The organism is Ruegeria sp., assembly GCF_965221235.1.
GTDB lineage: Bacteria > Pseudomonadota > Alphaproteobacteria > Rhodobacterales > Rhodobacteraceae > Ruegeria.
On record NZ_CBDCRS010000004.1, the window covers coordinates 1,348,703 to 1,373,802 of the forward strand.

General features: G+C 59.9%; 24 protein-coding genes. 6 read left to right on the forward strand and 18 right to left on the reverse strand.

The annotated features are described in order from the left end of the window. Nucleotides 1-38: 38 nt before the first annotated feature. The 3 genes from ACOQOY_RS09860 (at nt 39) to ACOQOY_RS09870 (ending at nt 3,179) form a co-directional block, all read left to right on the forward strand. Nucleotides 39-1,955, forward strand: a complete 1,917-nt coding sequence (locus tag ACOQOY_RS09860) for an OmpA family protein (protein ID WP_420585265.1) — start codon at nt 39-41, stop codon at nt 1,953-1,955. Between the two features lies 1 nt (nt 1,956). Beyond that, on the forward strand, nt 1,957-2,277 hold the full coding sequence (locus ACOQOY_RS09865; protein ID WP_420585266.1) for a hypothetical protein: 321 nt from the start codon (nt 1,957-1,959) through the stop codon (nt 2,275-2,277). A gap of 83 nt (nt 2,278-2,360) precedes the next feature. Continuing rightward, a complete protein-coding gene (locus ACOQOY_RS09870) occupies nt 2,361-3,179 on the forward strand; it encodes an isocitrate lyase/PEP mutase family protein (RefSeq protein ID WP_420585267.1) in 819 nt (272 codons plus the stop codon). A gap of 15 nt (nt 3,180-3,194) precedes the next feature. Here the strand turns inward: ACOQOY_RS09870 and ACOQOY_RS09875 are convergent, their stop codons facing one another. Genes ACOQOY_RS09875 through pgsA form a run of 3 tightly spaced genes read right to left on the reverse strand, consistent with a single transcriptional unit; the run spans nt 3,195 to nt 4,557 of the window. Next, nucleotides 3,195-3,638 carry a molybdenum cofactor biosynthesis protein MoaE gene (locus ACOQOY_RS09875; protein WP_420585268.1) on the reverse strand — a complete coding sequence of 148 codons (444 nt, stop codon included), beginning with the start codon at nt 3,636-3,638 and terminating at the stop codon, nt 3,195-3,197. A 1-nt stretch (nt 3,639) separates the two neighbouring features. Next, nucleotides 3,640-3,885, reverse strand: coding sequence for a molybdopterin converting factor subunit 1 (gene moaD / locus ACOQOY_RS09880; protein WP_420585269.1), 246 nt, complete (start codon nt 3,883-3,885; stop codon nt 3,640-3,642). Nucleotides 3,886-3,888: 3 nt separating this feature from the next. Further along, complete coding sequence (pgsA, locus tag ACOQOY_RS09885; protein ID WP_420585270.1) at nt 3,889-4,557, reverse strand: CDP-diacylglycerol--glycerol-3-phosphate 3-phosphatidyltransferase; 669 nt, start codon at nt 4,555-4,557, stop codon at nt 3,889-3,891. 184 nt (nt 4,558-4,741) lie between these two features. Here pgsA and ACOQOY_RS09890 point away from each other — a divergent pair, with 184 nt between their 5' ends. Beyond that, the gene (locus tag ACOQOY_RS09890) at nt 4,742-5,626 is read left to right on the forward strand and encodes a DMT family transporter (RefSeq protein WP_420585271.1); all 885 of its coding nucleotides are present in this window, start codon (nt 4,742-4,744) and stop codon (nt 5,624-5,626) included. On the opposite strand, the gene uvrC is transcribed toward ACOQOY_RS09890, so the two are convergent. Beyond that, nucleotides 5,623-7,512, reverse strand: coding sequence for an excinuclease ABC subunit UvrC (uvrC, locus tag ACOQOY_RS09895; RefSeq protein ID WP_420585272.1), 1,890 nt, complete (start codon nt 7,510-7,512; stop codon nt 5,623-5,625). The genes ACOQOY_RS09890 and uvrC overlap by 4 nt on opposite strands. Nucleotides 7,513-7,753: 241 nt before the next feature. Here uvrC and ACOQOY_RS09900 point away from each other — a divergent pair, with 241 nt between their 5' ends. After that, on the forward strand, nt 7,754-8,710 hold the full coding sequence (locus tag ACOQOY_RS09900; RefSeq protein ID WP_420584042.1) for an IS1595 family transposase: 957 nt from the start codon (nt 7,754-7,756) through the stop codon (nt 8,708-8,710). A 106-nt stretch (nt 8,711-8,816) separates the two neighbouring features. On the opposite strand, the gene ACOQOY_RS09905 is transcribed toward ACOQOY_RS09900, so the two are convergent. The 6 genes from ACOQOY_RS09905 to hemE all read right to left on the reverse strand — a co-directional run bounded on the left by ACOQOY_RS09905 (nt 8,817) and on the right by hemE (nt 14,586). Beyond that, nucleotides 8,817-9,596 carry an SDR family oxidoreductase gene (locus tag ACOQOY_RS09905; RefSeq protein WP_420585273.1) on the reverse strand — a complete coding sequence of 260 codons (780 nt, stop codon included), beginning with the start codon at nt 9,594-9,596 and terminating at the stop codon, nt 8,817-8,819. A gap of 20 nt (nt 9,597-9,616) precedes the next feature. Continuing rightward, nucleotides 9,617-10,579 carry a calcium/sodium antiporter gene (locus tag ACOQOY_RS09910; protein ID WP_420585274.1) on the reverse strand — a complete coding sequence of 321 codons (963 nt, stop codon included), beginning with the start codon at nt 10,577-10,579 and terminating at the stop codon, nt 9,617-9,619. A 168-nt stretch (nt 10,580-10,747) separates the two neighbouring features. Beyond that, the gene (locus ACOQOY_RS09915) at nt 10,748-11,545 is read right to left on the reverse strand and encodes a S49 family peptidase (RefSeq protein WP_420585275.1); all 798 of its coding nucleotides are present in this window, start codon (nt 11,543-11,545) and stop codon (nt 10,748-10,750) included. A gap of 114 nt (nt 11,546-11,659) precedes the next feature. Then, entirely contained in the window at nt 11,660-12,421 is a 762-nt protein-coding gene (locus ACOQOY_RS09920) for an ABC transporter permease (RefSeq protein WP_420585276.1), read from the reverse strand. Beyond that, a complete protein-coding gene (locus ACOQOY_RS09925; protein ID WP_420585277.1) occupies nt 12,418-13,347 on the reverse strand; it encodes an ABC transporter ATP-binding protein in 930 nt (309 codons plus the stop codon). Before ACOQOY_RS09925 ends, ACOQOY_RS09920 begins: the two co-directional genes overlap by 4 nt. A 204-nt stretch (nt 13,348-13,551) precedes the next feature. Next, nucleotides 13,552-14,586, reverse strand: a complete 1,035-nt coding sequence (gene hemE, locus ACOQOY_RS09930) for a uroporphyrinogen decarboxylase (RefSeq protein ID WP_420585278.1) — start codon at nt 14,584-14,586, stop codon at nt 13,552-13,554. Nucleotides 14,587-14,693: 107 nt separating this feature from the next. On the opposite strand from hemE, the gene hemC reads away from it, so the two are divergent. Continuing rightward, nucleotides 14,694-15,653 (forward strand): hydroxymethylbilane synthase, encoded by a 960-nt coding sequence (gene hemC / locus ACOQOY_RS09935; protein ID WP_420585279.1) that lies wholly within the window; start codon nt 14,694-14,696, stop codon nt 15,651-15,653. Between the two features lie 229 nt (nt 15,654-15,882). On the opposite strand, the gene ACOQOY_RS09940 is transcribed toward hemC, so the two are convergent. From ACOQOY_RS09940 to ACOQOY_RS09975, 8 genes are all read right to left on the reverse strand, one after another. Then, a complete protein-coding gene (locus ACOQOY_RS09940; RefSeq protein WP_420585280.1) occupies nt 15,883-17,160 on the reverse strand; it encodes an aspartate aminotransferase family protein in 1,278 nt (425 codons plus the stop codon). Between the two features lies 1 nt (nt 17,161). Continuing rightward, entirely contained in the window at nt 17,162-18,265 is a 1,104-nt protein-coding gene (locus tag ACOQOY_RS09945) for a mandelate racemase/muconate lactonizing enzyme family protein (RefSeq protein ID WP_420585281.1), read from the reverse strand. Nucleotides 18,266-18,296: 31 nt separating this feature from the next. Further along, entirely contained in the window at nt 18,297-18,674 is a 378-nt protein-coding gene (locus ACOQOY_RS09950; protein ID WP_420585282.1) for a hypothetical protein, read from the reverse strand. A gap of 96 nt (nt 18,675-18,770) precedes the next feature. Beyond that, nucleotides 18,771-19,880, reverse strand: coding sequence for a mandelate racemase/muconate lactonizing enzyme family protein (locus ACOQOY_RS09955; protein WP_420585283.1), 1,110 nt, complete (start codon nt 19,878-19,880; stop codon nt 18,771-18,773). Next, nucleotides 19,877-20,983, reverse strand: coding sequence for a mandelate racemase/muconate lactonizing enzyme family protein (locus ACOQOY_RS09960; protein ID WP_420585284.1), 1,107 nt, complete (start codon nt 20,981-20,983; stop codon nt 19,877-19,879). The genes ACOQOY_RS09955 and ACOQOY_RS09960 overlap by 4 nt, the downstream gene beginning before the upstream one ends. Further along, nucleotides 20,980-21,558 carry a dimethylsulfonioproprionate lyase family protein gene (locus ACOQOY_RS09965; RefSeq protein ID WP_420585285.1) on the reverse strand — a complete coding sequence of 193 codons (579 nt, stop codon included), beginning with the start codon at nt 21,556-21,558 and terminating at the stop codon, nt 20,980-20,982. The genes ACOQOY_RS09960 and ACOQOY_RS09965 overlap by 4 nt, the downstream gene beginning before the upstream one ends. Further along, nucleotides 21,555-22,637, reverse strand: a complete 1,083-nt coding sequence (locus tag ACOQOY_RS09970) for an alcohol dehydrogenase family protein (protein WP_420585286.1) — start codon at nt 22,635-22,637, stop codon at nt 21,555-21,557. The genes ACOQOY_RS09965 and ACOQOY_RS09970 overlap by 4 nt, the downstream gene beginning before the upstream one ends. Continuing rightward, a complete protein-coding gene (locus tag ACOQOY_RS09975; protein WP_420585287.1) occupies nt 22,637-25,090 on the reverse strand; it encodes an FAD-dependent oxidoreductase in 2,454 nt (817 codons plus the stop codon). Before ACOQOY_RS09975 ends, ACOQOY_RS09970 begins: the two co-directional genes overlap by 1 nt. Nucleotides 25,091-25,100: the final 10 nt, after the last annotated feature.

Genomic DNA, 25,100 nt, shown 5'->3' on the forward strand with positions numbered 1-25,100 from the left:
GAGTTCGCCCAATCGCTTGAGGAGTCGATAGCCCACACATGCGTTTGCCCTATGTCTTTGCCGTTGCCCTAATCTTTCTCGTGTCGGCGGGCCTGTGCCTGGTGGCCGCCAGCTATGCGGTGACAAAGGTTGAAGAGTCCTCGGAATTCGCAGTGCGCCGCGCGCTGGACCTGAAAGGCCATGACTGGGCCGAGGTGCATTCGGATGGGCTGCGCGTAGTTCTGACCGGCACCGCCACGGATGAGGCCACCCGCTTCAACGCTTTGACAGCGGCAGGCACCGAGGTCGATACCTCGCGCGTGATCGACGAAATGGAGGTCGCGCCAACGACCCAACTGGCTGCCCCACGCTTCTCAGCAGAGATCCTGCGCAATGACAGCGGCATTTCCGTGATCGGCCTGATCCCCGCCAGCGAGGATCGCGAGGCGCTGATGGACCTGCTGCGCGATCTGGACGCCACGGGCAGCGTTTCCGATCTGATGGAAACGGCGGATTATCCCAAACCCAAAGGCTGGGACGATGCGATCCGCTATGCGGTTGAGGCACTGAACAGCCTGCCACGTGCCAAAATCTCGGCCAGCCCCGGACTGGTCAAAATCACTGCTATTGCGGACAATCAGCAGGAAAAAGAACGGCTGGAACGCGACCTGACCCGCGCCGCGCCACCGAGCCTGCGGATCGGCCTGTCGATCTCGGCCCCGCGCCCTGTGATTACACCTTTTACCATGCGGTTCCTGATTAGTGACGCGGGCGGCCAGTTCGATGCCTGCTCAGCCCAGGACGAAAAGGCCCGTGACGAGATTGTCGCCGCCGCGCAAGAGGCTGGCCTGACCGGGCCTTACACCTGCACCATCGGTCTGGGCGTTCCCTCGCCCCGCTGGCCCGAGGCTGCCATCCTCAGCATTCGCGCGCTGGCCGAGCTAGGTGGCGGGTCGGTGACCATGTCGGATGCCGATATCACCCTGGCCGCGGCCCAAGGTACGGACACCGGAGTGTTTGACCGCGTCGTGGGTGAGCTTGAAAACACCCTGCCCCCGGTCTTTGCGCTGCACGCCATCCTCCCGGCGCCTGAAACGGAGGGCGAGGTCGGTCCGCCCGAATTCACCGCTACGCGCAGCCCAGAAGGGTTGGTACAGATGCGCGGGCGTCTGGGGGACGAGACCCAGCGCGATATGATCGACAGCTATGCCCGAGCAGCCTTTGGTTCGGAGCAGGTCCATACCGCCACACGGGTCGAGGCCGATGGTTTGCCCGCGGGCTGGCCCGTGCGGGTTCTGACCGGGCTTGAGGTGCTGGCCCAACTGCATAACGGCGCGCTGACGGTCACCCCCGACGATCTTGTCCTGACCGGGGTCAGCCATGACCCTGACACCAAGGCTCAGATCGCTGGCCTGCTGTCCGAGAAACTGGGCGATGCGCAGGACTTCACCCTGTCGATCACCTATCAGAAACCGCCCGAACCCGCCGACAAACTACCTGACCCCGAGGTGTGCGAGGAACGGATCGCCGAGGTCCAGTCGGCCACCAAGATCGCGTTTGAACCCGGCTCGGCCACTGTCGCGTCCGACTCGCGCGATACGGTCAACCAGATCGCCGACATCCTGCGGGAATGCGGCCCGATCCGGCTTGAGATACAGGGCCATACCGACAGTCAGGGCCGCGAAGAAATGAACCAGCAGCTCAGCCAGGCGCGGGCGCAATCCATCCTGAACGAGTTGCGTGGCCGCCGCATTCCAACCGCCAGTTACACCGCCGTAGGCTATGGCGAAACGCAGCCCATCGCAGATAACGATACCGAAGAGGGTCGTGAAGAAAACCGCCGTATCGAGTTCCGCCTGATACGCCCCGAATCCGTGGAACCCTCGGAAACCGGGCTGGAAGCGCTTGAGGCCGAGACGACCAGCGCCGAGCAGCCGGACACGACCGCATCAGAAGCGGATGCAGAGGACCAGTAAGTTGAACCGTATTGAATTCATCATCGCCACAGCCGTCATCCTGTTCGGGGCCTTCTGTATGGGCTGGTTCGCCAACTGGCTGGCCCACCGCCTGTCACGCGTGCGCCAAAGCGACGTGGCCGATCTGGACCGTATGAGCCAGGAACTGCACGAGGCTGAAGAGACCCGCGATCAGGCCATTACCTACCTGCAACAGCGCGAGGCCGAGTTGACCAATCAACTGACCCAGACCGAAGCCGAACTCGCCGCCGCCATGGACGGGCTACGCGCCGCCCGGCAAGAGGCCGAAGAACTGCGCGGTCGGATCAATAACGCGGATTAAGCGCCCTAACCGAGCGCTTACGCTTTTTTGTTCTCATTACGTTCTCACCTCGGTAAGGTCATCCCGAAACTTGGGGGCGACCAATGTCACGACAACAGATTCAGTTCGACCATTTCAAGAACCTGCATTTCGGACAAAAGGCTTTCGTGATGCCCAATGCTTGGGATGCGGGCTCGGCAAAGCTGCTGGCCGGTATGGGCTTTGACGCGCTGGCCACGACCAGTGCGGGATATGCCTATTCCCAAGGCAAACGCGATTCCTGCGCAGAACTGAGCCGGGATGAACTGTTGGCCAATGCGTCAGATATCGCCAACGCTGTCGCCCTGCCCGTCTCTGCCGACCTTGAGGGCGGGTTTGGGCACGCGCCCGAAGACTGCGCTGAAACAATCCGTATGGCGGAAGAGATCGGCCTGGTTGGTGGATCGATCGAGGATGCCACGGGCGATTCCGATGCCCCGATATATGGTCTGCACGAAGCGGTTGATCGCATTCAAGCCGCTGCGGAAACGTCAGCGCACTTACCGTTCCTTTTGACTGCACGGGCAGAGAACTACCTGTGGGGATGCCCCGATTTAGGCGATACGATCAAACGATTGCAATTGTACTCCGACGCGGGAGCAGACGTGCTTTATGCCCCCGGCCTGCCGAATCTGGACGCAATCAGGACCGTCTGCCGCGAAGTCGACAAACCGGTGAATGTTCTGATGGGATTAAGCGGACCGACCTATACCGTCTCTGACTTGTCTGACGCAGGCGTGCGGCGCATCAGCGTTGGCGGATCTTTCGCACGCGCGGCGTTTGGCGCGCTGAGACGGGCTGCGGAAGAAGTGAAATCGAAAGGTACATTCGGGTATGCGGCTGACGCGATTCCAGATGCCGAGCTCAGCAATCTGATGAAGTGAACACGGCTGATCTGATCACCAACGGGTCAGCGCGTCTTCGTCTTCATCCTTCGCGGCAACCCATTCGGCACCGGCGTTCGTGATCTCTTTCTTCCAGAACGGCGCGCGGGATTTGAGGTAGTCCATCAGATACTCCGCCGCCTCAAACGCATCCTTGCGGTGCCGCGCGGCGGTGGCGACCATCATGATCCGGTCGCCCGGCGCCAGACGCCCGTGGCGATGGATCACCAGCACATCGCCCAAGGACCATCGCGTCTGCGCCTCTTCGGCGATTTTTGTCAGGGCGCGTTCGGTCATGCCGGGGTAGTGTTCGATCTCCATCACATCCAGATCGCCCGAGGCCAGATCGCGGACCACGCCGGTGAAGGTCACAATGGCCCCGTTGGCGTCATCCCCGGCAGCAAAGGCGTTGGCCTCGGCCCCCAGATCGAATGCCTCTTCCTGAACCACGACGCGCATGTCAGCCACCGGTCATGGGTGGAAAGAATGCCACTTCGCGCACACCAGTGAGCGAGGCATCGAAATCGGAAAGCTCCTGATCCAACGCGACGCGCAGCGCGGACAGATCGGCAAAAGCTGCGGCGTAACGATCTTCACGCGCGCTGAGTTCGGCGACCAACTCGGATACAGTTGTCGCCTCGGTCTCGACGTTCTCTTTCGGCAGGCCGATCCGTTCGCGGACCCAGGCGAAATACAGCACGTCCATCGCTTAGCTCTCCTTCAGATGGGGCATGGCTTTACGTAGGTAGTCGTAGCCGGTGATCAATGTCAGCGTCGCGGCAATCCACAACAGCCACAGCCCGATACGACCAGACCAGAACATCCCCTCAAGATGCCAGCGCAGGTGATTTGCATCGTCAATCTGCCCGGTCAGCGCCTGATCAATCAGTTCCGGGTTCATTCCGAAAGTGCCCATCACAAAGTAGTGTTCAAAGATACCCTGCGAGAACAGAACTGCGATCGCCACCATCTGAGCGGTGGTTTTCCATTTGGCCAGCTTCGTCACTTTCAATGTCCCGGCGGTATCGCCCAGATATTCCCGCAGGCCGGAGACGAACACCTCGCGGAACAGGATCACGGTCGCAGGCAGCACCAGCCAGGGGGTCCAGTTTTCATTCGAATAGCCCACCAGGATCATCAGCGCGATCACCACCATCGCCTTGTCGGCTATGGGGTCCAGCATGGCTCCGATCTTGGTCTCCTGCTTCCATGCCCGCGCCAGGTAGCCGTCGAACCAATCGGTGATGGCCGCTGACAGGAACAGCACCAAAGCAAACCAGTCCGCATATGGTCGGGTGAAATACAGAAACATTACGGCCAGACCGGGGGCTGCGAGCAGGCGTAGCACGGTCAGAATATTGGGCAGGTTCCACTTCATGGTCTGGACATTACCTTGCCGGTTCCAGACATTAAAGGCAGCTTGGCAAAAATCTGACCCGATCACAGGCGGTTGCAGCGCTGAAGGTCAAAGGGTCGCAAGCGGAAACTCTCAGCAGGATACCCCCTTGGCGCGCGGGTGCTTTGCGGTCAGATTGGCGCTTGGTTTCCAACACGGCAAAGACATGACGGTCCATATTCAAACCGACCCCCGCTCCAACCTGATCGGCAGCGCCTGGATGATCTCGGCCATGGCGCTTTTTGCGCTGGAGGACGCATTGCTGAAAGGTGCGTCTGCGGCACTGCCAATCTGGCAGATCCTGATCCTGTTCGGGGTGGGCGGGTCCGCCATCTTTGCGGCAGTGGCCTTGATACGTGGCACAAACCTGTTTCAGCCCGACGTCCTGTCACGACCGATGAAGGTGCGGGTGCTGTTCGAAATCCTCGGACGACTGTTCTATGTGCTGGCGATCACGCTGACGCCCTTGTCTGCCGCCACCGTGATCCTGCAAGCCACGCCACTGGTCGTCGTCGCCGGAGCGGCGCTGGTCTTTGGCGAGACCGTCGGCTGGCGACGGTGGAGCGCTATTCTAGTTGGGCTTATCGGCGTGGTGATCATCATCCAACCGACCGGAGACAGCTTTTCCGCGCTCTCGCTGCTCGCTGTGCTGGGGATGCTGGGTTTTGCCGGACGCGATCTGGCCAGCCGGGCAGCCCCGGCAACCCTTGGCACTGAGGTGTTGGGCTTTTACGGCTTTCTCTGCATCATCGTTGCCGGTCTTGCCTATCGGTTCTGGGAGGGCGCGCCAGTTGCCGCCGTGGACCTGCACACCGGGCTGCACGTGGCCGGAGCCGTCCTGATGGGCACCGCCGCCTATGCCTCACTGATGAAAGCAATGCGCACGGGCGAGGTCTCGGCCGTTACCCCGTTCCGCTATTCCCGCCTGCTGTTCGGAGTTGCCTTGGGTGTGGTGTTCTTCGGAGAACGTCTGGACCAGACCATGTGGATCGGCAGCGCGCTGATCGTGGCATCGGGGCTGTATATCCTGTGGCGCGGACGGCGGGCCTAGCCCTTGTCGTGGAAGAAATCATAGACCTTCTGCGCCAGCCCGGCTGAGATACCTTCGACCGCTTTCAGATCCGCCAGGTTGGCCCGGCTAACCGCCTTGGCGCTTCCGAAATGAGTCAGCAACGCGCGTTTACGCGCCGCGCCCACGCCAGGGATTTCGTCCAGCGGTGTCGCACCCACCGCCTTGGCCCGTTTGGCACGGTGCGTGCCAATGGCAAAGCGGTGCGCCTCATCCCGTAGCCGTTGTACAAAGTACAACACAGGATCATTGCGTTTCAGCGCGAAAGGTCGCTGGCCTATGCGGTGGAATTCTTCCTTGCCATGGTCACGGTCGACACCCTTGGCGACACCGACCATCGGGATGTCTTCGACGCCATGCTCGACCATGATCTCGTGCACAGCGCTCACCTGCCCGGCCCCGCCGTCGATCAGCAGAAGGTCGGGCCACATGCCCTTATCGCGATCCGGGTCTTCCTTTTGCAGACGGGTGAAGCGGCGGGTCAGAACCTCTTTCATCATGCCAAAGTCATCGCCGGGCGTCAGGTCATCGCCGCGGATGTTGAACTTGCGATAGGCGTTCTTCATGAAGCCCTCAGGGCCCGCGACGATCATCCCACCCACCGCGTTGGTGCCTTGGATATGAGAGTTGTCATAGACCTCAATCCGTCTTGGTGGGTTATCCAGATCAAACGCCTCTGCCACACCGCGCAGCAACTTGGCCTGTGTAGCACTTTCCGACATTCGGCGCGCAAGGGACTCGCGTGCATTGCGCAAGGCACCAGCAACCAGTTCCTGTTTCTCGCCGCGCTGAGGCACAAGGATTTCCACCTTGCGCCCGGCTTTTTCGGACAGCGCCTCTTGCATCAGGTCGGCATTCTCGATGGCATCGGACAGGATCAGCTGCCGCGGCGGTTCCTTGTTGTCGTAGAACTGACCTAGGAAAGCCTCCATCACCTCAGCCGGGGACACATCCGCCCCGACCCGAGGGTAGAAGTCCTTGTTCCCCCAGTTCTGGTTCGCGCGAATGAAAAACACCTGAACGCAGGCCTGCCCGCTGTCCATATAGAGCCCGATCACATCCGCCTCGGCGACACCGCGCGGGTTGATACCCTGCGAGGTCTGCACCTGCGTCAGCGCCCGGATACGGTCGCGCAAACCGGCGGCGCGTTCGAACTCCATCGCCTCGGACGCGGCCATCATCTGCTCGGCCAACTCCTCTTGCACCTTGGTCGAACGGCCCGACAGGAAGCGTTCCGCATCCTTGACGCTTTCGCGGTAATCGGCTTCCGAGATCAGCCCAACGCATGGCCCCGAACAGCGTTTGATCTGATACAGCAGGCAGGGCCGCGTGCGACTGTCGAACATCGAATCCGAGCAGTTCCGCAGCAGGAACGCCTTTTGCAACTGGTTCAGCGTCCGATTCACCGCACCGGCGCTGGCGAAGGGGCCGAAATACGCGCCCTTTTCCTTCTTCGCTCCGCGATGTTTCTTGATCTGCGGATAGGCATGATCCTTGGCGACCAGAATGTTCGGAAAGCTTTTGTCGTCCCGCAGCAGCACGTTGTACTTGGGCTTGAGCTGCTTGATCAGGTTCTGCTCAAGCAGCAGCGCTTCGGTCTCGGTCCGCGTGGTCAGGAACATCATCGAGGCGGTCAAGGCGATCATCTTCTCGATCCGCCCCGAATGACCCGGACGCGTATAATTCGACACCCGCGCCTTCAGGTTCCGCGCCTTGCCCACGTACAGAACCCGGCTGTCTGCATCCAGCATCCGATAGACACCGGGCGAGCTGTCCAGCGTTTTCACATAACGCTGAATGCAGGCATAGCCGGTCGGGGAGGATTCGCTTTCGGTGGTCATGAGCCTCAGATATGATTCTCTGTCCATGGCTGCAATCTTGCGTCCCTCAGATCAAGAGAAAACAAATCCACGGTTTCTGTGGATAACTATGAAGATAAGTTTCCCACGATCGCGGATGACCCTTGTTTCATTAAGGATTCTTTGATTTGCACAAAAATTAGGCACTATATTAGCGCATTGTTTTTAAATGATATTGGCTCAGTTCGTAAATCGTATGCAAGCTTCACGTTTCTGATATGATCTTGGGAAAATCGAGGAGGTATTGACAGTGGATCACAAGCAGTTTCAGGAGTGGTTATCCCGCATAGACGGTCTCAGTCTGGCGCAGAGGCAGCAAGCACAGGCTGTGTTGCTGGGGGAAACTGAGCCATCCGCTTCGCTGGCAGCGATCGAAGCGCGCGTCGCCGAGGACCGTGAGTGCCCGCATTGTGGCACGCCTGGCGCGGTTTCGCGGGGCAAGGCCCGAGGGCTACAGCGGTATCAATGCAAGGCCTGCAACAAGACTTTCAACGCGGCAACGGGCACGGCTTTACAGGGCCTGCACAAGAAGGACAGATGGCTCGCCTTTGGGGGCTGCCTTGCGGATGGGCTGACCGTTCGCGCGTCTGCAAAGCGCTGTAATTTTGCCGTCTCTACGGCGTTTCGTTGGCGGCACCGATTTTTAGGCACGAAGGACCAGGACCCTCCAAAACTCAAGGGCATTGTCGAAGCCGACGAGACCTATGTTCTCAAGAGCCGCAAGGGCGATCGCAAACTTGATCGCAAGGCGCGCCGCAGGGGCGGCAAGGCCAGCAAGCGCGGTCTGTCAGACGAACAGGTTCCGATATTGGTTGCCGTGGACCGAGGCGGCACAACGGCGTGTTCCGTCCTTCCATCTGTCACAGCTGACAGCATACACAGCGTTCTGGAACCCCGGATTGATGATGACATCCTTCTGGTCACTGATGGAAACAACGTTTACCCGCCCTGCGCCAAGTCACTTGGGGTCAGACACGAAGCATTGAACCAGTCCGCCGGTGAACGGGTGCGTGGGGTGGCTCACATACAAACAGCCAACAATCGGCACAGTGGGTTGAAGGACTTCCTGCGCCGCTATCGCGGCGTTTCGAGCAAATACCTCGAAAACTACCTGCGATGGTTCGAACGGTGTGACCTGCTGAAATCATCGGCCAGATCCTGTCTCGCGACCGCGATTGGGACCTCATGCACACAATTTGCGAACTGAGCCATGATATTTTTTCCTACACATGGCAAGTATATGAAAAAAAAGACATTTTTGTAACGTGCAGGTAACGCGAATGAGAGCGGTGCAAAACTTGCAGCGATTTTACCTATTCTACGCCCAGAACATCCGGCGTTTGCCAACCCAGATGCTGCCCGCCATCCACGCACAAAAGCTGCCCGGTAACGGCGTGAGCGTCCAGAAAATAGCCCAGTGCCGCGGTGATATCCGACGGGTTGGCCCCCCGCTCCAGAACCGTGTTCGCGCGTTGTGCCTTGAAGTGAGCCTCGCTCTGACGATGGCCCTGCATGGTCGGTCCCGGCCCGATTGCGTTGACGCGGATCGCGGGTGTCAGCGCCTGTGCCGCAGTACGGGTCAGCGCCCATAGACCCATCTTGGCGATGGTGTAGGACATGAACTCGGGCGTCAGCTTGCGCACCCGCATGTCAACCATGTTCACGATCAAGCCCGTGGCCACAGGCTCTCCGGCGTCGTCTGTTTCAGGTGTCAGCCCCTGTTCCGCCATCGCCTGCGTCAACACGAAAGGCGCGCGCAGATTGCTGTCCATATGGCGGTCCCAGCTTTGCCGTGTGGCCGTTTGGATGTTGTCATATTCAAAGATCGAGGCGTTGTTGACCAGACAGGTGATCGGCCCGCCCAGCGCCTCAGCCGCACGGGGCAGCAACGCACTGACCTGTGCTTCGTCCAGCAGATCGGCCTGCAGGGCAACCGCTTTGCGCCCCAGCGCCTCGACCTCAGCCACAGTCTCCAAAGCAGGTTGTTCAGAGGTCGCATAATGCACCGCCACATCAAACCCACGTTGCGCCAGATACAGAGCCATTGCCCGGCCAAGTCGAATTCCGGCACCGGTCACTAAGGCTCGGGTCATGGGGCTACCTCTCAGTCAAATCACGCCAACAGAGCGATGACGTAGACCGCATACAAAACTGTCAACACCACGCCCCAAACCCGCGTGATATCTTTTTTGAAAAACACGAACGGGATCAGCAGCAGTGACGCGCCCAGCATGACCCAAAGATCGAACTCAAGGAATTCCGGGTCGACGGGAATGGGGCCAACCAGAGTGGCAATGCCGACAATGGCCAGCAGGTTGAACATATTCGACCCGATCACATTGCCGAGCGCGACATCCGCCTGCCGCCGCAGGGCCGCCATTACGGTCGTTGCCAGCTCGGGCAGAGATGTTCCGACCGCGACCAGCGTCAAGCCAATCACCGTCTCGCTAATGCCATAGGTGCGGGCGATCTCGGTTGCGTTTTCTACCAACAGATGCGCGCCCATGGGCAGCCCGATCAGGCCCAGAACCAGATAGATCGAGATCTTCCAGTACGGCATGTTCGGATCGGCCTCTTCCAGACCGTCCAGTTCTTCCTCATCCTCGCACGCTTCGCCACAGGCTCTGCGATGGGCTTTGGCTTCGCGGAAGGCATTCCACAGAACCAGCGCCAAGGCCGCCAGCAGAATGGCCCCGCTGAACAGGTTGAACACGCCACAGAAAGCAAGCCCGATGAACAGCACCGAGGCCAACAGCATAAAGACATAGTTCCTGCGGCTATCGCATTCGCTGGTGTGCAGTGTCGCCAATAACGCGGGCAATCCCAGAACCAGCAGGATATTCGCCGTGTTCGACCCGACCACGTTGCCCAACGCAATGCCGGGCGCGTTTTCCTTGATCGCGCTGATGGCGATCAGCAGCTCAGGGGCTGACGTTCCAAAAGCCACAATCGTCAGGCTGACGATCAGCGCGGGCACACCCATGCGCAGGCTCAGGTTCACCGCGCCCCGCACCAGCGCGTCGCCCGCCAGCAGCAGGATCAGCAATCCAAGGCCGGATAACAGCCATGCCGTCATGAACGGCCTCCTTTTTCGCAGGCGCAGGGGCCTTTACCGATCCTGAACCGCCCGCAGCGCGGGCATCTTTGCGATTGCAACCGCTTCTGCCCCGGAAAGCGCAGCTTTCCGAACATCGCCAGGACCCCCATGGCAATCAGGAAGAGGGTGACAATCTTGATAATCACGTCACAAACCGAAACGCGCGTAGGCGGCGCGCTCCTCAAGCCCGGCGATGGCGTCCTGCGCCAGAGACGCGCCAAACCGCGACCAGAGCGGTTTGCGCAGGCCGTAGCGGCGGAATTTGACCTTGTCGCCAAAGCGTTCCTGCATCTTGGGTTTCAGATGCGCAATGCCGTCGATCAATCCCAGTTCCTGCGCGCGCCGCGCCAGCCAGATTTCACCAGTGAACAGGTCCTGAGTTTCGTCCAGCCGCATACCGCGCCGGGCTTTGACATGGGCGATGAAGTTCTCATGGATATCGGTCAACAGTGCTTCCAGCCGGGCGACATCCTCTTTCTTTTCCGGTGAAAACGGGTCGAGCATAGATTTCGACTCGCCCGCCGTATGCACGCGCCGTTCAATACCCTGCCGTTTCAGCAGGACATGCGCGCCAAAGCTTGACGATATCACCCCAATCGACCCCAGAACTGAACTGTCATCGGCGTAAATTTCATCCGCAGCGGCTGCCAGCCAATAACCGCCGGATGCCGCCACATCCTCGACAAACGCAAAAACCGGCACGTCGAGCTCTTCGGACAGCCGTCGGATACGGGCCCCGATCAGTGAACTCTGCACCGGCGATCCACCGGGCGAGTTGACCTCAAGCGCGACGGCGGCGGGTTTACCTTTGCGAAAGGCTTTCTCCAGCACAGGGGCCAGAGCGGTGTCGGACATCGACCCACGCCCGGACATCCCTATGGCTCCGGACAGGCGCACAACGGCCACAACAGGTTGCTTTTTGACAAACGGCAGGCTGAGTTTCATGGATGCCGATGTAGAGTGCGCCCAACCGGTAAACAAGAGAGCGCCGCTGCGTAAAACGCGACGTGAACACATTTCCTGAGGTCAGTGGGCAAAAATGCAACGCCCACCTGTTGCTTAACTGCGTATCCGCCAGCCGGTTTTGAAGATCCACCAGATGATGCCCAGACACAGCCCGGTAAAAGCCAGAATGGCCAGCAGGCTGAGCCCGATCGGCACGTCCGCCAACCCGTAAAACGACCAGCGAAACCCCGAGATCAGATATACCACCGGGTTGAACAATGTGATCGTCTGCCAGACCGGGGGTAGCATTGAAATCGAATAAAACGTCCCACCCAGAAAGATCAGAGGCGTCACCACAAGCTGCGGCACCAGCGACATTTGTTCGAAGTTACTGGCCCAAATACCGATGATGAATCCCAGCAAAGAAAAGCTGAGGCAGGTCAGGATCAGAAATGCCGCCATCGCAAACGGGTGTTCGATGCGTAAATCCACAAAGAAAGTGGCCGTAGCCAGAATGACCAAGCCCACAAACAGCGCCTTGGTGGCCGAGGCCCCCACATAGCCGATCACAATTTCGATAAAATTTACGGGAGCGGACAGCAATTCGTAAATCGTGCCCAGAAACTTGGGGAAGTAAATCCCAAACGAGGCGTTTGAGATCGACAGCATCACGACCGAAAGCATGATCAGCCCCGGAACGATGAACGCGCCGTAAGACACACCCTCGACCTCTTGAATGCGGCTGCCGATGGCGGTGCCGAAGACGACGAAATACAGCGAGGTCGACAGGACAGGGGACACAAAGCTTTGCGCCATAGTGCGAAAGAACCGGGCCATTTCGAACCGGTAGATGGCGGCAATGGCGGACCAGTTCATGCAGGCTCTCCCGACACCAGATTGACGAAAATCTCTTCCAGACTCGACTGCCGGGTCTGCACGTCGCGCAACACCAGCCCGGCCTGTGCCACATCATTCAACAGCGTTGTGATCCCGGTGCGGTCAGCATGGGTGTCATAGGTATAGACCAGCGCATCACCGTTGCCGTTCAGCACCAGATTATGCGCCGCCAGACACTCAGGAATGGTCTGGATCGGATCGGCCAGCATCACCTCGATCTGTTTTTTACCCATCTGAGCCATCAGCGTGTCTTTGTCCTGCACCAGCAGCAACTCGCCCTTGTCGATGACGCCAATACGGTCGGCGATGGCTTCGGCTTCTTCGATGTAATGCGTGGTCAGAATGATGGTCACACCGGCCTGTTTCAGCTCGCCCACGATCTCCCACATATCCTTGCGCAGCTCGACATCTACACCTGCGGTGGGCTCATCCAGAAACAGCACGCGAGGTTCGTGCGCCAAAGCCTTGGCGATCAACACCCGGCGTTTCATACCGCCCGACAGTTCCTTGATCGCATTCTTGCGCTTGTCCCACAAAGACAGCTTGCGCAGAATCTCTTCAATCCGCGCATCGTCGCGACCATATCCGAACAACCCGCGGGACAGGCGAACCGTGTTCCAAACCTTTTCAAACGGCTCCAACGCGATTTCCTGCGGCACCAGCCCGATCATCCGGCGCGCGGCACGAAAGTCGGTCAGAATGTCGTGGCCACCCACCGTCACCGAACCCGAGGTCGGCGTGGTAATTCCGCAGATGGTCGAGATCAGAGTCGTCTTGCCCGCCCCGTTTGGTCCCAGCAGCGCAAGAATCTCGCCCTCTTCAATCTCTAGCGACACGCCTTTCAGCGCCTCAAACCCGTCGGCATAGGATTTGCGCAAGTTCTTAATGGACAAAATGGTGGTCATACGTCGTCCCCGTTCTGGCCCGGACCTTATCTTGCGATGACAGCAGGGAACAGATCACTTACGCACAGTGTTCTGAGCATTTTTGCCAAAAGGTCAATCGCGTCCGGCCCTGCCAAGCAAAACCGGTCCGCTCTTCATCTGGCCAGAAATACCTCGGGGGATGAATTGGCCGCAGGCCAAGAAAGGGGCTGGCCCCCTTCCCTTTTATCGCCCGCGCACGGTGTCGATCATCAGCTGCACGTTCTCCGGGTCCGCATCCGGCGTAATCCCATGCCCCAGATTGAAAATATGCGGCCCTTTTGAAAACGCCTCGACAATCCGCCGCGTTTCATCGACCAGAGCCTGCCCGCCGGTCACCATATGCGACGAGGCCAGATTACCCTGCACACATCCATCGACCTGCACGTGCTCGGCCCCCCAGTCCGGCGACACCGAGTTGTCCAGCGCGACACAATCCACGCCGGTCGCCTTGGCAAAGCCGATATAGCCATCCCCGGCCTCGCGCGGGAAACCAATCACCGGAATGCCCGGATGACGTTCCTTGATCGCCTGCGTAATCACGCGGCACGGCTCAACGGCGTATTTCTGGAACGCCTCCCCCTTCAACGACCCGGCCCAGCTGTCGAAGATCTTGACCACTTCAGCCCCGGCCTCAATCTGGGCCGAGAGGTACTCGATCGTCGCCAGAGTGATCCGCTCCAGCAGCGCCTCGAACAAGGCGTTGTTTTCCTCGCGCAGCGCATGGGCCGGTCCCTGATCCGGTGTCCCGCGCCCGGCGATCATATAAGTGGCCACCGTCCAGGGCGCACCAGCAAACCCGATCAAAGTTGTCTCGGACGGCAACTCCCGCGACAGGATGCGGACTGTTTCGTAAACAGGCGACAGAGTTTCGTGGATTTCTTCAACCGGCTTCAGCGCGTCAAACTCTGATTGCTGCGTGATAGTTGACAGGCGTGGGCCCTCTCCGGTGACAAACCACAAATCCGCGCCCAGCGCCTGCGGCACCAGCAGGATGTCGGCAAACAAAATCGCCGCGTCGAACCCATAACGCCGGATCGGTTGCAAGGTCACCTCGGCCGCCAGTTCGGGATTGTAGCACAGAGATAGGAAGTCCCCGGCCTGCGCGCGGGTGGCGCGGTATTCTGGCAGATACCGCCCGGCCTGACGCATCATCCAGATCGGAGGCACATCCTGCACCTCACCCGCCAGTGCCCGCAGCAGTTTCTTTGTCTCGGCCATTGTTGTCCCCAATCGTCTGGTTTGCCGCAACGGGTCGGCCCTCAGTGGCAATTTGTCAAGCTCTGCCCCCATTGTCAGGGCAATGTGACGCGACTAAAGCTTGGCTTATGACACTGACCCTGCCTTCTCCCGCATCACCGCTGAAAATCGGCACACGTGGCTCGCCTCTGGCTTTGGCGCAAGCTTATGAAACCCGGCAACGACTGGGGACCGCATTTGATCTGCCGGATGAGGCGTTCGAAATCGTGGTGATCAAGACCACCGGCGACAATCGCGCCATGATCGACGCCGACCGCCCGCTGAAAGAGATCGGCAACAAGGGTCTGTTCACCAAGGAAATCGAAGAGGCGATGCTGCGCGGCGATATCGACATCGCAGTGCATTCCACCAAGGACATGCCCGTGGAACAGCCAGACGGTCTGGTGCTGGACACCTTCCTGCCGCGCGAAGACGTGCGTGATGCGTTTATCTCGCCCAGCCTCAACTCGATCCATGACCTGCCGCAAGGCGCAGTGGTCGGTACGTCATCGCTGCGCCGCCGGGCCCAGTTGCTGAACCGGCGCCCTGACCTGAACGTGGTCGAGTTTCGCGGCAATGTTCAGACCCGGTTGAAGAAACTGGCCAATGGCGTGGCGGATTGCACGTTTCTGGCGATGGCCGGTATCCGCCGCCTGAATATGGCGGACGTCCCCGCCACCGCCATTGCGCCCGAAGACATGCTGCCCGCCATCGCGCAAGGGACCATCGGCATCGAACGGCGCAGTGACGATTCCCGTGCTGCTGGTATGCTGGAGGCCATTCATCACGCCGAAACCGGCCAGCGCCTGTTGGCCGAACGCGCACTATTGGCGGCGTTGGACGGATCTTGCGAAACACCGATTGCCGGGCTGGCCGAGGTTCACGAGAACCGACTGCGACTGCGTGGAGAGGTACTGCGCCCCGACGGGTCAGAGGCGATTGCCGAGGAATTGACCGGCACCATCGAAGACGGCGCTGATATGGGCCGTGCGATGGCCGAAACCCTGCTGAAACGGGCGGGCCCAGGGTTCTTCGATTGGAGAAAATGAAAAAAGTTTGTGTAATGTGAACTGTTTCACTGTGGACGGCCCCGGGATAGGGCATCAAGGTGACATACCGAGTGAGACGCAGGGTTGGTCTCGAAAAAGTCGAAAAGTTTAGGTCTGTTTTATCTTTTAAGTGGTATTCGAGGGGGCGAGTCCTGACCCGCAGAACCATTCGGTAAGGGCCGCTGTCGTGGTTCGACAGCGGCCCGATTTCTTTTCTGGCAGTCCGAACTCAGATCGCGCTGATCGCCTTAACCGCCTTTTCAACGGCTGCCCGTGTCTGTTCCAGATCAGCCTCGGTCACAGCCAGCGACGGATAGAGCTTGCCCGGAGCTTTGAAGATACCATTCGCGCGCAGGTTGTCGTTGTAAACCACGCTGCGACGGGGATCATCATGCTTGGCGCTGCGATAGTCCCGGCAGGCGGCATCGGTGAAATAGACATCGAACAAAGTCTCATCTCCGACGATCTGATGCGGAATGCCCGCCTTGGTCAACGCGTCCACCTGCATCTGCTGCAATGCCGCCCCCGTGGCGCGCAGCTGGTCATAGATACCGTCACGCCGCAGAATCTCCATCGTCTTGAGACCCGCAACCGAGGCCACGGGGTTGCCGGACAAAGTACCCAGCTGCATCAGCCAGCCTTCCTCACCGACCTGAGCTTTGTCGAAATGCTTCATGATGTCAGCGCTTGCGCCCAACGCGGCCAGAGGGAAGCCGCCGCCCGTGATCTTGCCCAATGTGCAGATATCCGGCGTTACGCCGTATTTTTCCTGCGCACCGCCATACGCCAGACGAAAACCGGTGACGATCTCGTCGAAGATCAGCAGGACATTGTGCTTGTCGCACAGGTCCCGCAGGCCTTGCAGGTATCCGGGCGTGGGCGGAATGATCCGTTGCAGCGGCTCAACCATGATTGCGGCCACATCATCATGTTCGTCCAGCAGGGCGGCCACGGCCTCAAGGTCATTGAACGGCGCAACCAGCATCTGCTCGGCCACGCCTGCGGGGATGCCTGCGCTGTCCGGCACGGCTTGTGGGAAATTAACCTGACGGCTGGGGGCAAGGCTCATCTGCGCCTCGGCGCTCATGCCGTGATAGCCGCCTTCGAATTTCAGAATCTTGTCACGCCCGGTATAAGCGCGGGCCAGACGGATCGCATACATATCCGCCTCACCACCCGAAGCGACAAAGCGGACCTGTTCACAGCAGGGCACGGCGTCGATGATGGCTTCGGCCAGTTCGATGCCTTTGGCATTGTTGGCGAAGAAGGTCATGCCCTTGGGCAGTTGCTCCAGCACCGCCTCCATCACCTCGGGGTTGCCATGACCCAGCAGCATCGGACCCGAGCCGATCAGGTAGTCGATATACTCGTTGCCGTCTTCATCCCAGACATGGCTGCCGTCACCACGCGAGATGATGATACCGGGGTCAAAGTTTCCGAAGCCTCCGGCGGGCAGAACGGCGTTGGCGCGGGCAATCCATTCGGATTGAGTGTTTATTTTCAGCATCTCACACGATCTCCAATATCGGGGAACCAAGGACGTCCGGGTCTGGCACAACACCTAACCCCGGACCTTCGGGCGGCGCAATCCTGCCGTTGTCACGGTTGGGTGCACCGGGGCAGATTCGGGGCGCGACATAGGACGCCAGATCACAGGTGTTCAGCAGCGATCCATGCGGGGTCGAAGCCGCAAAGTGCAGCGCAGCAGCAGTGACGACATCCGATCCCCAGGTGCATTCGGCGCAAATCTCGGCCCCCAGCTGTAAGGTCAAATCCCGCGCCCGGCGCATCGCCGACAATCCACCGAATTTAGAGAGCTTCAGGGCTACCGCGTCCATGCAGCCCAACTCATGCGCGCGCATTAGCGAGGGCAGATCGTATGCGTTCTCGTCGATCTTCATGGGCAGGCCCGTGGCCTGACGAACAGCGGCGCAGTCTTCCAGCGTTTTGCAGGGCTGCTCCAGCATCATATCCAGATGCGCAACTGCACGGCCCGTCCGGGTGGCCTGCAAACGCGACGCGCCGCAGTTCCAGTCGCCATAGACCAGCGGCCCCGGCCCCACAGCCTCGCGCACTTTGATCAGGCGTTCAGCATCGGCCTGCCAGTCGCCTTCGACCCCCAACTTGACCTGAAACTGGCGAATGCCGGTCTGATAGGCCGTCTGAGCGATCCGCGCCATCTCATCCGGGGCGATACAGGTGATCGAATGATAGAGCGGCATGTCCTTGCGCGTCCGCCCGCCCAACAGGGCATAGACCGGCTGGCCGGTAGCCTTGCCGAACAGATCCCACAACGCAAGGTCGACAATGGACTTGGCATAAAGATGCCCTTGCAGGAACCCATCAAGTTTGCGCATTGGCGCATCCACACCGAACGGGGACATGCCCAGAATTTCCGGCCCCATCTCTGTTACCGCGCTTGCAACGCCCCCGGCATAGGCCGGAAGGTAGTGCGGGATCGGACAGACCTCTCCCCAGCCTTGCAGGCCGGTATCCGTTTCAAGGCACAGGATATGAGAGGTCACGGTCGCGCAGGTCTTGCCTTCGGCCATGTGATAGGTCTCATGGCTGGTCAGATCGACGGACCACAGCGTTAACTTGGTGATCTTCATGTCCGCGCTCCGATAGCCGTAAGCGGCGGCGTCAGTTCCAACCGCGCAGTTTTACGGGCCGCCCGGTTACCAGCTTCCACAGCGTATAGACCGCCCAAAACCAACCGGCGATAGCCGCGATCAACCATCCGAACACAAACAGCGAGGCTCCGCCCCCGGCGGAGGCAAAGGTTGAGAACGCCATCAAAATCCCTGCAGTCCATGCGATGAGCCAGCCAGACAGAAAAATCGACGCAAAAAGACGCATCCCGGCAGACATATCCCCTTTGCCCTGCTCCGACTTGCCGCTTTGTTGCGGGGGTTGAACGCTGCCAAAGATTGAATCGGCGTCCTTCCGTTTGCGGTTCTGACCAATCACCACCCCGATTCCCAGTGCGACGACTGCAACAATAACGTGAGATACGTCCATATTTGCCCCTAAAATTATTACTTATTTTCATTAACATAGGGGTGATAGCCGCAAATTTCAATAATTCAGCATACAATTGCATACCGTTTCCTTGCGTCATTTTCCGTACTCCGCGACCGGCTCACCCAGCGCATCCTCGTCTGGATGCACGCCAAGCCCCGGCGTTTCCGGCAGGTGCAGGTGGCCGTCGATATTGCGGGGACCACGCCCGCCTGCGATGTCCACAGTGATCATGTCCTGACAGGCCCAGACGGCGTGGCAATTGTCGTCGGGGATAGTCGCCGCCAGATGCAGCGCTTCTGTATCGGCCAGAACCGAGCCCCCGGTGGCCATAACGAACATGTCGATGCCATGGGCCAGCGCGATGTCCCTCATCCGCGCGGCTTTGGTCAGACCGCCAACGCGGTTCAGCTTGATCCCGAACACTTCGGCCAGACCGTCGCGGGCGATCCGGGCGGCGTCCTGCAAGGTCACGAGGCTTTCATCCACGGATACGGGCGAGGCGTGACGGCCCGAGATTGCTGCAATATCATCCAGCGACTCGCCGGGCTGCTCGAACATGACGTTCAGGTCCTCACAGGCGCTCATCACGCGCAGAGCCTGTTGCCGGGTCCAACCTCGGTTGACGTCATAGAGGACAATCTCACCCGGTCGCCGGATACTTTCAACGTCGCGGACGCGGGCAATGTCACGCTCGACATCGCCCCCAATCTTCACCGAATGCGCGACGTAGCCGCGGCTGCGATAGCGTTCCATAACCTCACGGGTTTCTTCGATTGTTTTCGCCCCGACCGAGGACGCAATCGGGCGCGGCGTCCTTGACCCTCCGCCCATCAGATCGGCTATTGGCAAGCCCGCTGCCTGACCGGCAATATCCCAGCAGGCCATGTCAATCGGGCTTTTGGCATAGAGGTGGCCGGGCAAAGCAAGGTCCATCGCTCGCTCGACGTCCAGCACCTTGCGCGGATCGAGCCCCAGAATGAACGGGGCCATCGTCTCAATCCCGGCGCGGATACCCGGACCATGTGCGGGCACATAGGTATGGCCCCACGGGGTGCCTTCACCCCAGCCTATCAATCCTGCATCCGTTTCGATCTTCACAATCGTTGCATCGAGAGTCTCGAATTTCAGCCTCCCACCTGAAAGCCAATAGGGATGCTCCAACGGCAGATCCACGTGGTAAATGGTGATGGTCTTGATCTTCATAAATTGTACTCCGCCACCGGCGCGCCGAGGCTATTGAAATCAGGCGTCACCCCCAATCCAGGCGCGTCCGAGGCATAAAGCTTGCCATTCCGCGACACAGGACCGCCGATTCCGGTCGATCGGGTGTTGTAGTTCATCAGATCGGTCGTGTTTTGCAGATACTCGGGCGGCGTCGAGGCCGCAAAATGGGCGACGACCGAGGTTGTGATCTCTCCGCCCCAGGTGTCCTCGCTGACCACGGGGATGCGGTTGTCGACCAGATAGTCCCGCACCCGCCGTGCCTTGCTGAGCCCGCCGAGGTTCGAGATTTTCAGGCAGCAGATTTCGGCCCCGCGATCTGCCACGATGCGTTGAGCCATGTGGATGCCAGTGACACATTCATCCAGCTTCATCGGCTGTTCGGCCACACGGCGGACCTGTTGGCATTCTTCGTAGGTGCGGCAGGGCTGTTCGAGGATGAAATCCAGATCGCGTGTGGCCCGCGCCACCCGGATCGCATTGTCGACGCGCCAGCCCTGATTGGCATCGGCCATCGCTTTTTCGCCCGGTTTCAGCAAAGGCACTGTGGTGCGGATTCGGTCGATATCGGTGGCCCAATCACCCCCGACCTTGACCTGAAACTGCCGATACCCTTGTTCGCGATAGCGGTTCATCTCGGCCACGGTTTCATCCACCGGTTTTTGCGGCGCGACCCGGTACATCGGAGCACCGTCGGTCAACTTGCCACCCAGCAGCATCCAGACCGGCTGATCGCAGGCTTGCCCCAGAATATCCCAGCAGGCCGCATCGAACGGCGCCTTGGCGTATCCGTGCCCCTGCACCAGATGATCCATCAACTGTTCGATCCGGCCCACCTGTCGCGGATCTTCACCCAACAGCTTTGGAGCAACCAGACGCGCCAGCGCCGTGACGCCCTCGGAATGGGCAACCATGTAGTTTTCACCGCAGGGCGTGAACTCACCGCACCCTTGCAGACCGGCGTCGGTGTCGATCACCACAACCGAGGCAATCGCCGTTTTAATCGCGTTGCCCGCCCCCCAGACGTAAGCCCCGCCCACATAAGGCAGCCCGGTCTGGTAGATGCGGATACGGGTGATCTTCATGCGGCATCCATTCTGGGCAGGTCGCCCATTCCTTCGCCGCGCCAAAGAACAAAAGTCAGGATCGGCTGATCCGTCGTGACCATCGCGTGGCTTTGCCAGCTTTGGTGTTGCCGCGTCTGGTTCGGGCCAACAAAAGTCTCGTCCCCGTCAACGCAGAACGTCGCACCGCCCGCAAGTGTCAGATACAGCTCTTCGGCCTGATGGCTGTGCCAGTCATAGTTCAGACCGGGACCCCAATACCCGACATAACCCCGCAACTGGGTCGAGTGGAAATGTCCGGTGGGGCCAAACAATTCATAATACCCGTAGTTGCGCAGGAATTCGGCCCCGACCTCATCCTCGGAATAGGTCTGTTTCCAATGCGCCAGATAGGTGGTCGCTTTCACCGCATCAATCAGCTTTTGAGTCAGGTCACTGCCCGCAAGATCAAAGTCCCGTACCAGATCGGTTGCGGGAACGTGGTTCGGTGCAAGATCGGCTGTCGAAACATCCGACGGCCACGCCCCGAACGCGGCCAGATCAGGATGCGCCTGATGCAATTGCCGCGCGGCTTCCAGAACGTCATCCAGCGTCATGGGACCACCACGATATTACCGGTATGCTGCTTGGCGATGAATGCGGCCTGCGCTTCGCGCAATTCCTCCAGCGGATAAGTCGCGGCAAGCGCGGGCTTGATTTCACCAGCTTCGATGTATGTCACCAGATTCTTCATCACCTGCGGATCAATCACGGTTGAGCCGGTGAAGGTCAGGTCGCGCAGGTAGAACGTGCGCAGATCAAACTCGACCATCGGACCTGCGATAGCACCGGAACAGGTATAGCGGCCGCCACGTTCGAGAATGTCGATCAGATGCGGCCAATAAGGGCCGCCCACCACGTCGGCCACAACCGTAATCTTTTCACCACCCAGCACCGCGCGCAGGTTTTTTGGTGCACGAGGCAGGATCATGTCGGGGCCAAGCTCGGCGACATCAGCGTGTTTCGCCTCGGATGCCATTGCGATCACCCGCGCGCCACGGCGTTTGGCCAGTTGCACCAGCGCACCGCCGACACCGCCCGAGGCTCCGGGGACCAAAACGGTGTCTTTGTCGGTTACATTGGCGCGGGTCAGCATGCCTTCGGCGGTGGAATAAGAACAAGAGAACGTCGCCAGTTCGGCATCCGACAGGTCCGAGTTGATCGGCACGGCGTTAACCGCAAGCGTGGTCGCGTATTCGGCAAACCCGCCATCTCGTTCCGAACCGAAATAGCCGGTCTTGTCCATGTTTTCCGGGTCAGCAGGGTCGCGCAGCCAGCCATCGGTGATGACGCGTTCGCCGATGCGCGCGGGATCGACGCCTTCACCGACGGCCACGATTTCCCCGCAGATGTCGGCCCCTTGAATGCGGGGGAAGGTGATCGGCGCGCCGCCCCATGTCGGGTCCTCTTCGCCGACCTCTTCGAAGGCACCGCCGGTGGTCGCCTCAGAGACGGTCTTGGAGTACCAGCCGGACCGCGTGTTCACGTCAGTGTTGTTTAAACCGCAGGCCGCGACCTTGATCAGCACCTCTCCGGCGGCGGCGTCCGGGCGCGGCCAGTTTTCGTGCAGCACCATCTGGTCCAGATCGCCATGGCCCATCGTGACCATGGCTTTCATCGTATCAGGCAGGCTCATTACGCAGTCTCCATCGCGACGTCAGTGCGCGGCAGCAGGTTCTGCGGATCGTAGGCCGGTTCGCCCAGCACACGCGCGGCACGGGGTTTGCCGTGGATCACGACTTCAAGCGCGGTTCCGGGTGTCGCCGCTTCGGGTTTGACATAAGCAAAGGCGAGAATTTTACCGACTGTGTGACCGTACGCCACCGAAGCGGTCGATCCCACGACACGTCCGTCCAGCATGACCGCCTCGCCGCCGTGGCCGTCAATCTCTCCATCCGGTTCGATTTCGAGATAGGCGCAAATCCACGGCAGGTCGGTGTTCAGGGTTTTGTCCTTGCCCAGATACTCTTTGTCGGTACGAGCAAAGCGCAGCACGTCGGCTTCGGCCAAGGTGACCTCATTGGTCAGCTCGCCTGCGCCTTTAAAGCCCTTCTCCATCCGCATCACGTTCATGGCGAAGCTGCCATAGTCGGTGATGCCGTGCGGCTCACCCGCCGCCCAAAGCGCGTTGTAAACGTCGAGACAGGCGGCGTTGAGCATGTGCAGCTCCCAGCCCAGCTCACCGGCATAAGACATGCGGAAGGCCCAGACATTGTGGCCCGCGATGGTGATTTCCTGCGCAGACAACCAGCGGAACCCTGCATTGGTCAGATCGGCATCGGTGCAGCGCGCCAGCACGTCGCGCGACCGGGGGCCGTTCAGCGACAGGGCCGACCAGTCGGCTGACAGAGCGGTGATCTGCACATCCTCATCCGCGCGCTGTTGCGCAAGATGATCCAGCAGGCGCTGTTCGAAGAAAGCGGCACAGACCAGATAGAAACGGTCTTCGGCCATGCGGACAATTGTCGTCTCCAGCTCAATCCGACCCCGGCGGTTCAGCATATGGGTCAGCGTGATCGAGCCCACCTTTTGCGGCATCCGGTTGGCAGTCAGCCGATCCAGCAGGGCATAGGCGTCCGGCCCCGAGACCTCGACCTTGGTGAAGGCGGTGACATCCATGATACCGACGCTTTCGCGCACTGCTTTGACCTCGGCCGCAACCATGTCATCGGCGGGGGTGCGGCGGAAGGAATAGTGATCACGTTGTTCCACACCGTCCCGCGCGAACCAGCGTGGGCGCTCAAAGCCGTAGACTTCCTCATGCACCGCGCCTTTGGATTTCAGCAGCTCATACAGCGGGGACGGCTTGATTGGACGCCCCTCAAGACGGTTGAAATGCGGGAAGGGGATTTCGTGGCGCAGGCAATAATCCTCTTCGGCCTTGATCACCTGCCAATCCTTGGTGGCATAGCTTCCAAACCGGCGCGGATCATACTCGCGCATCGAGATGTCAGCCGCCCCATGCACCATCCAGCGCGCCAGTTCGCGGGTCAGCCCCGGCCCCCAGCCGATACCGATCTGCGTCCCGCAGCAGCACCAGTAGTTCCGCACACCCGGCGCAGGCCCGATCAGCGGGTTACCGTCGGGTGGATGCGAGATCGCCCCGTGTACGTCGCGTTGAATACCCAGTTCGGCAAAGATTGGCATGCGGTTCAGGCTTTCCTCAAGCCACGGCATCACCCGGTCGTAATCCGCATCGAACAGCCAGTTTTCGTATTCCCACGGGCAATGGTCATGCCAGACCGAGTTCGGGTTCTCTTTCTCGTATATCCCGATCAGCCCGCGCTGCTGTTCCATCCGGATATAGCCCGAAACCTTGCGGTCATCGCGGATCACCGGCAGTTCCCTGTCCAGGTTCTGGAATTCCGGCACCGGCTCGGTCACGAAATAATGGTGGGTCATCGAGGTCATGGGCAGTTGCAGCCCCGACCATTCACCCATCTGCCTTGCATAAGTGCCGCCTGCGTTCACCACATGCTCGCAGGTGATGGTGCCTTTCTCGGTTTCCACCACCCATTCGCCATTCTCAGCCTGCGTGATGTCAGTGGCGCGGCAGTTGCGGAAGATTTGCACGCCCTTCTGGCGCGCACCCGTCGCCATCGCCATGGTCACGTTGGTCGGGTCCACATGGCCGTCATCCGGCGTGTGCAGCGCGCCCAATACGCCTTCGAGATTATAGAACGGGTGCAGCTCAGCCACCTTCTCAGGGCCAACCAGTTCGATGTTGAAGCCCAGCGAGCGACCCACCGACAGGGTGTGGCGCAGCCAGTCCATCTCATCCTCGGTATAGGCCAGACGGAAAGACCCGCAGCCGTGCCATGTCACCGGCTGGCCTGTTTCGGCCTCCAGCTGACCGGAGTAAAGCCCGATATTGTAATCCACGCATTTGCCCAGCCCAAAGCTTGAGGTCGAATGCGTAATCTGGCCCGCCGCGTGCCAGGTGCTGCCACTGGTCAGTTCGGCCTTTTCCAGCAGGACGGTATCCTCGCCCCACCCCTCATGCGCCAGATGATAGGCCAGACCGACCCCCATGACACCTCCGCCCACGATGACCACGCGGGCATGTGACGGCAGATTCTTCTCGGACATGATTTTTCCT

Excerpts from the sequence above, each read along its gene's own strand:
- ACOQOY_RS09950 (WP_420585282.1), bottom strand. The coding sequence starts at position 18,674 with ATGGACGTATCTCACGTTATTGTTGCAGTCGTCGCACTGGGAATCGGG.
- pgsA (WP_420585270.1), bottom strand. The coding sequence starts at position 4,557 with ATGAAGTGGAACCTGCCCAATATTCTGACCGTGCTACGCCTGCTCGCA.
- ACOQOY_RS09915 (WP_420585275.1), bottom strand. The coding sequence starts at position 11,545 with ATGAAACTCAGCCTGCCGTTTGTCAAAAAGCAACCTGTTGTGGCCGTT.
- moaD (WP_420585269.1), bottom strand. The coding sequence starts at position 3,885 with ATGGACGTGCTGTATTTCGCCTGGGTCCGCGAACGGATCGGCCTGCCG.
- ACOQOY_RS09905 (WP_420585273.1), bottom strand. The coding sequence starts at position 9,596 with ATGACCCGAGCCTTAGTGACCGGTGCCGGAATTCGACTTGGCCGGGCA.
- ACOQOY_RS09960 (WP_420585284.1), bottom strand. The coding sequence starts at position 20,983 with ATGAAGATCACCCGTATCCGCATCTACCAGACCGGGCTGCCTTATGTG.
- ACOQOY_RS09870 (WP_420585267.1), top strand. The coding sequence starts at position 2,361 with ATGTCACGACAACAGATTCAGTTCGACCATTTCAAGAACCTGCATTTC.
- ACOQOY_RS09910 (WP_420585274.1), bottom strand. The coding sequence starts at position 10,579 with ATGACGGCATGGCTGTTATCCGGCCTTGGATTGCTGATCCTGCTGCTG.
- ACOQOY_RS09925 (WP_420585277.1), bottom strand. The coding sequence starts at position 13,347 with ATGACCACCATTTTGTCCATTAAGAACTTGCGCAAATCCTATGCCGAC.
- ACOQOY_RS09920 (WP_420585276.1), bottom strand. The coding sequence starts at position 12,421 with ATGAACTGGTCCGCCATTGCCGCCATCTACCGGTTCGAAATGGCCCGG.
- ACOQOY_RS09940 (WP_420585280.1), bottom strand. The coding sequence starts at position 17,160 with ATGCTGAAAATAAACACTCAATCCGAATGGATTGCCCGCGCCAACGCC.
- ACOQOY_RS09975 (WP_420585287.1), bottom strand. The coding sequence starts at position 25,090 with ATGTCCGAGAAGAATCTGCCGTCACATGCCCGCGTGGTCATCGTGGGC.
- hemE (WP_420585278.1), bottom strand. The coding sequence starts at position 14,586 with ATGGCCGAGACAAAGAAACTGCTGCGGGCACTGGCGGGTGAGGTGCAG.
- ACOQOY_RS09875 (WP_420585268.1), bottom strand. The coding sequence starts at position 3,638 with ATGCGCGTCGTGGTTCAGGAAGAGGCATTCGATCTGGGGGCCGAGGCC.
- ACOQOY_RS09955 (WP_420585283.1), bottom strand. The coding sequence starts at position 19,880 with ATGAAGATCAAGACCATCACCATTTACCACGTGGATCTGCCGTTGGAG.
- ACOQOY_RS09860 (WP_420585265.1), top strand. The coding sequence starts at position 39 with ATGCGTTTGCCCTATGTCTTTGCCGTTGCCCTAATCTTTCTCGTGTCG.
- ACOQOY_RS09965 (WP_420585285.1), bottom strand. The coding sequence starts at position 21,558 with ATGACGCTGGATGACGTTCTGGAAGCCGCGCGGCAATTGCATCAGGCG.
- uvrC (WP_420585272.1), bottom strand. The coding sequence starts at position 7,512 with ATGGACAGAGAATCATATCTGAGGCTCATGACCACCGAAAGCGAATCC.
- ACOQOY_RS09970 (WP_420585286.1), bottom strand. The coding sequence starts at position 22,637 with ATGAGCCTGCCTGATACGATGAAAGCCATGGTCACGATGGGCCATGGC.
- hemC (WP_420585279.1), top strand. The coding sequence starts at position 14,694 with ATGACACTGACCCTGCCTTCTCCCGCATCACCGCTGAAAATCGGCACA.
- ACOQOY_RS09890 (WP_420585271.1), top strand. The coding sequence starts at position 4,742 with ATGACGGTCCATATTCAAACCGACCCCCGCTCCAACCTGATCGGCAGC.
- ACOQOY_RS09945 (WP_420585281.1), bottom strand. The coding sequence starts at position 18,265 with ATGAAGATCACCAAGTTAACGCTGTGGTCCGTCGATCTGACCAGCCAT.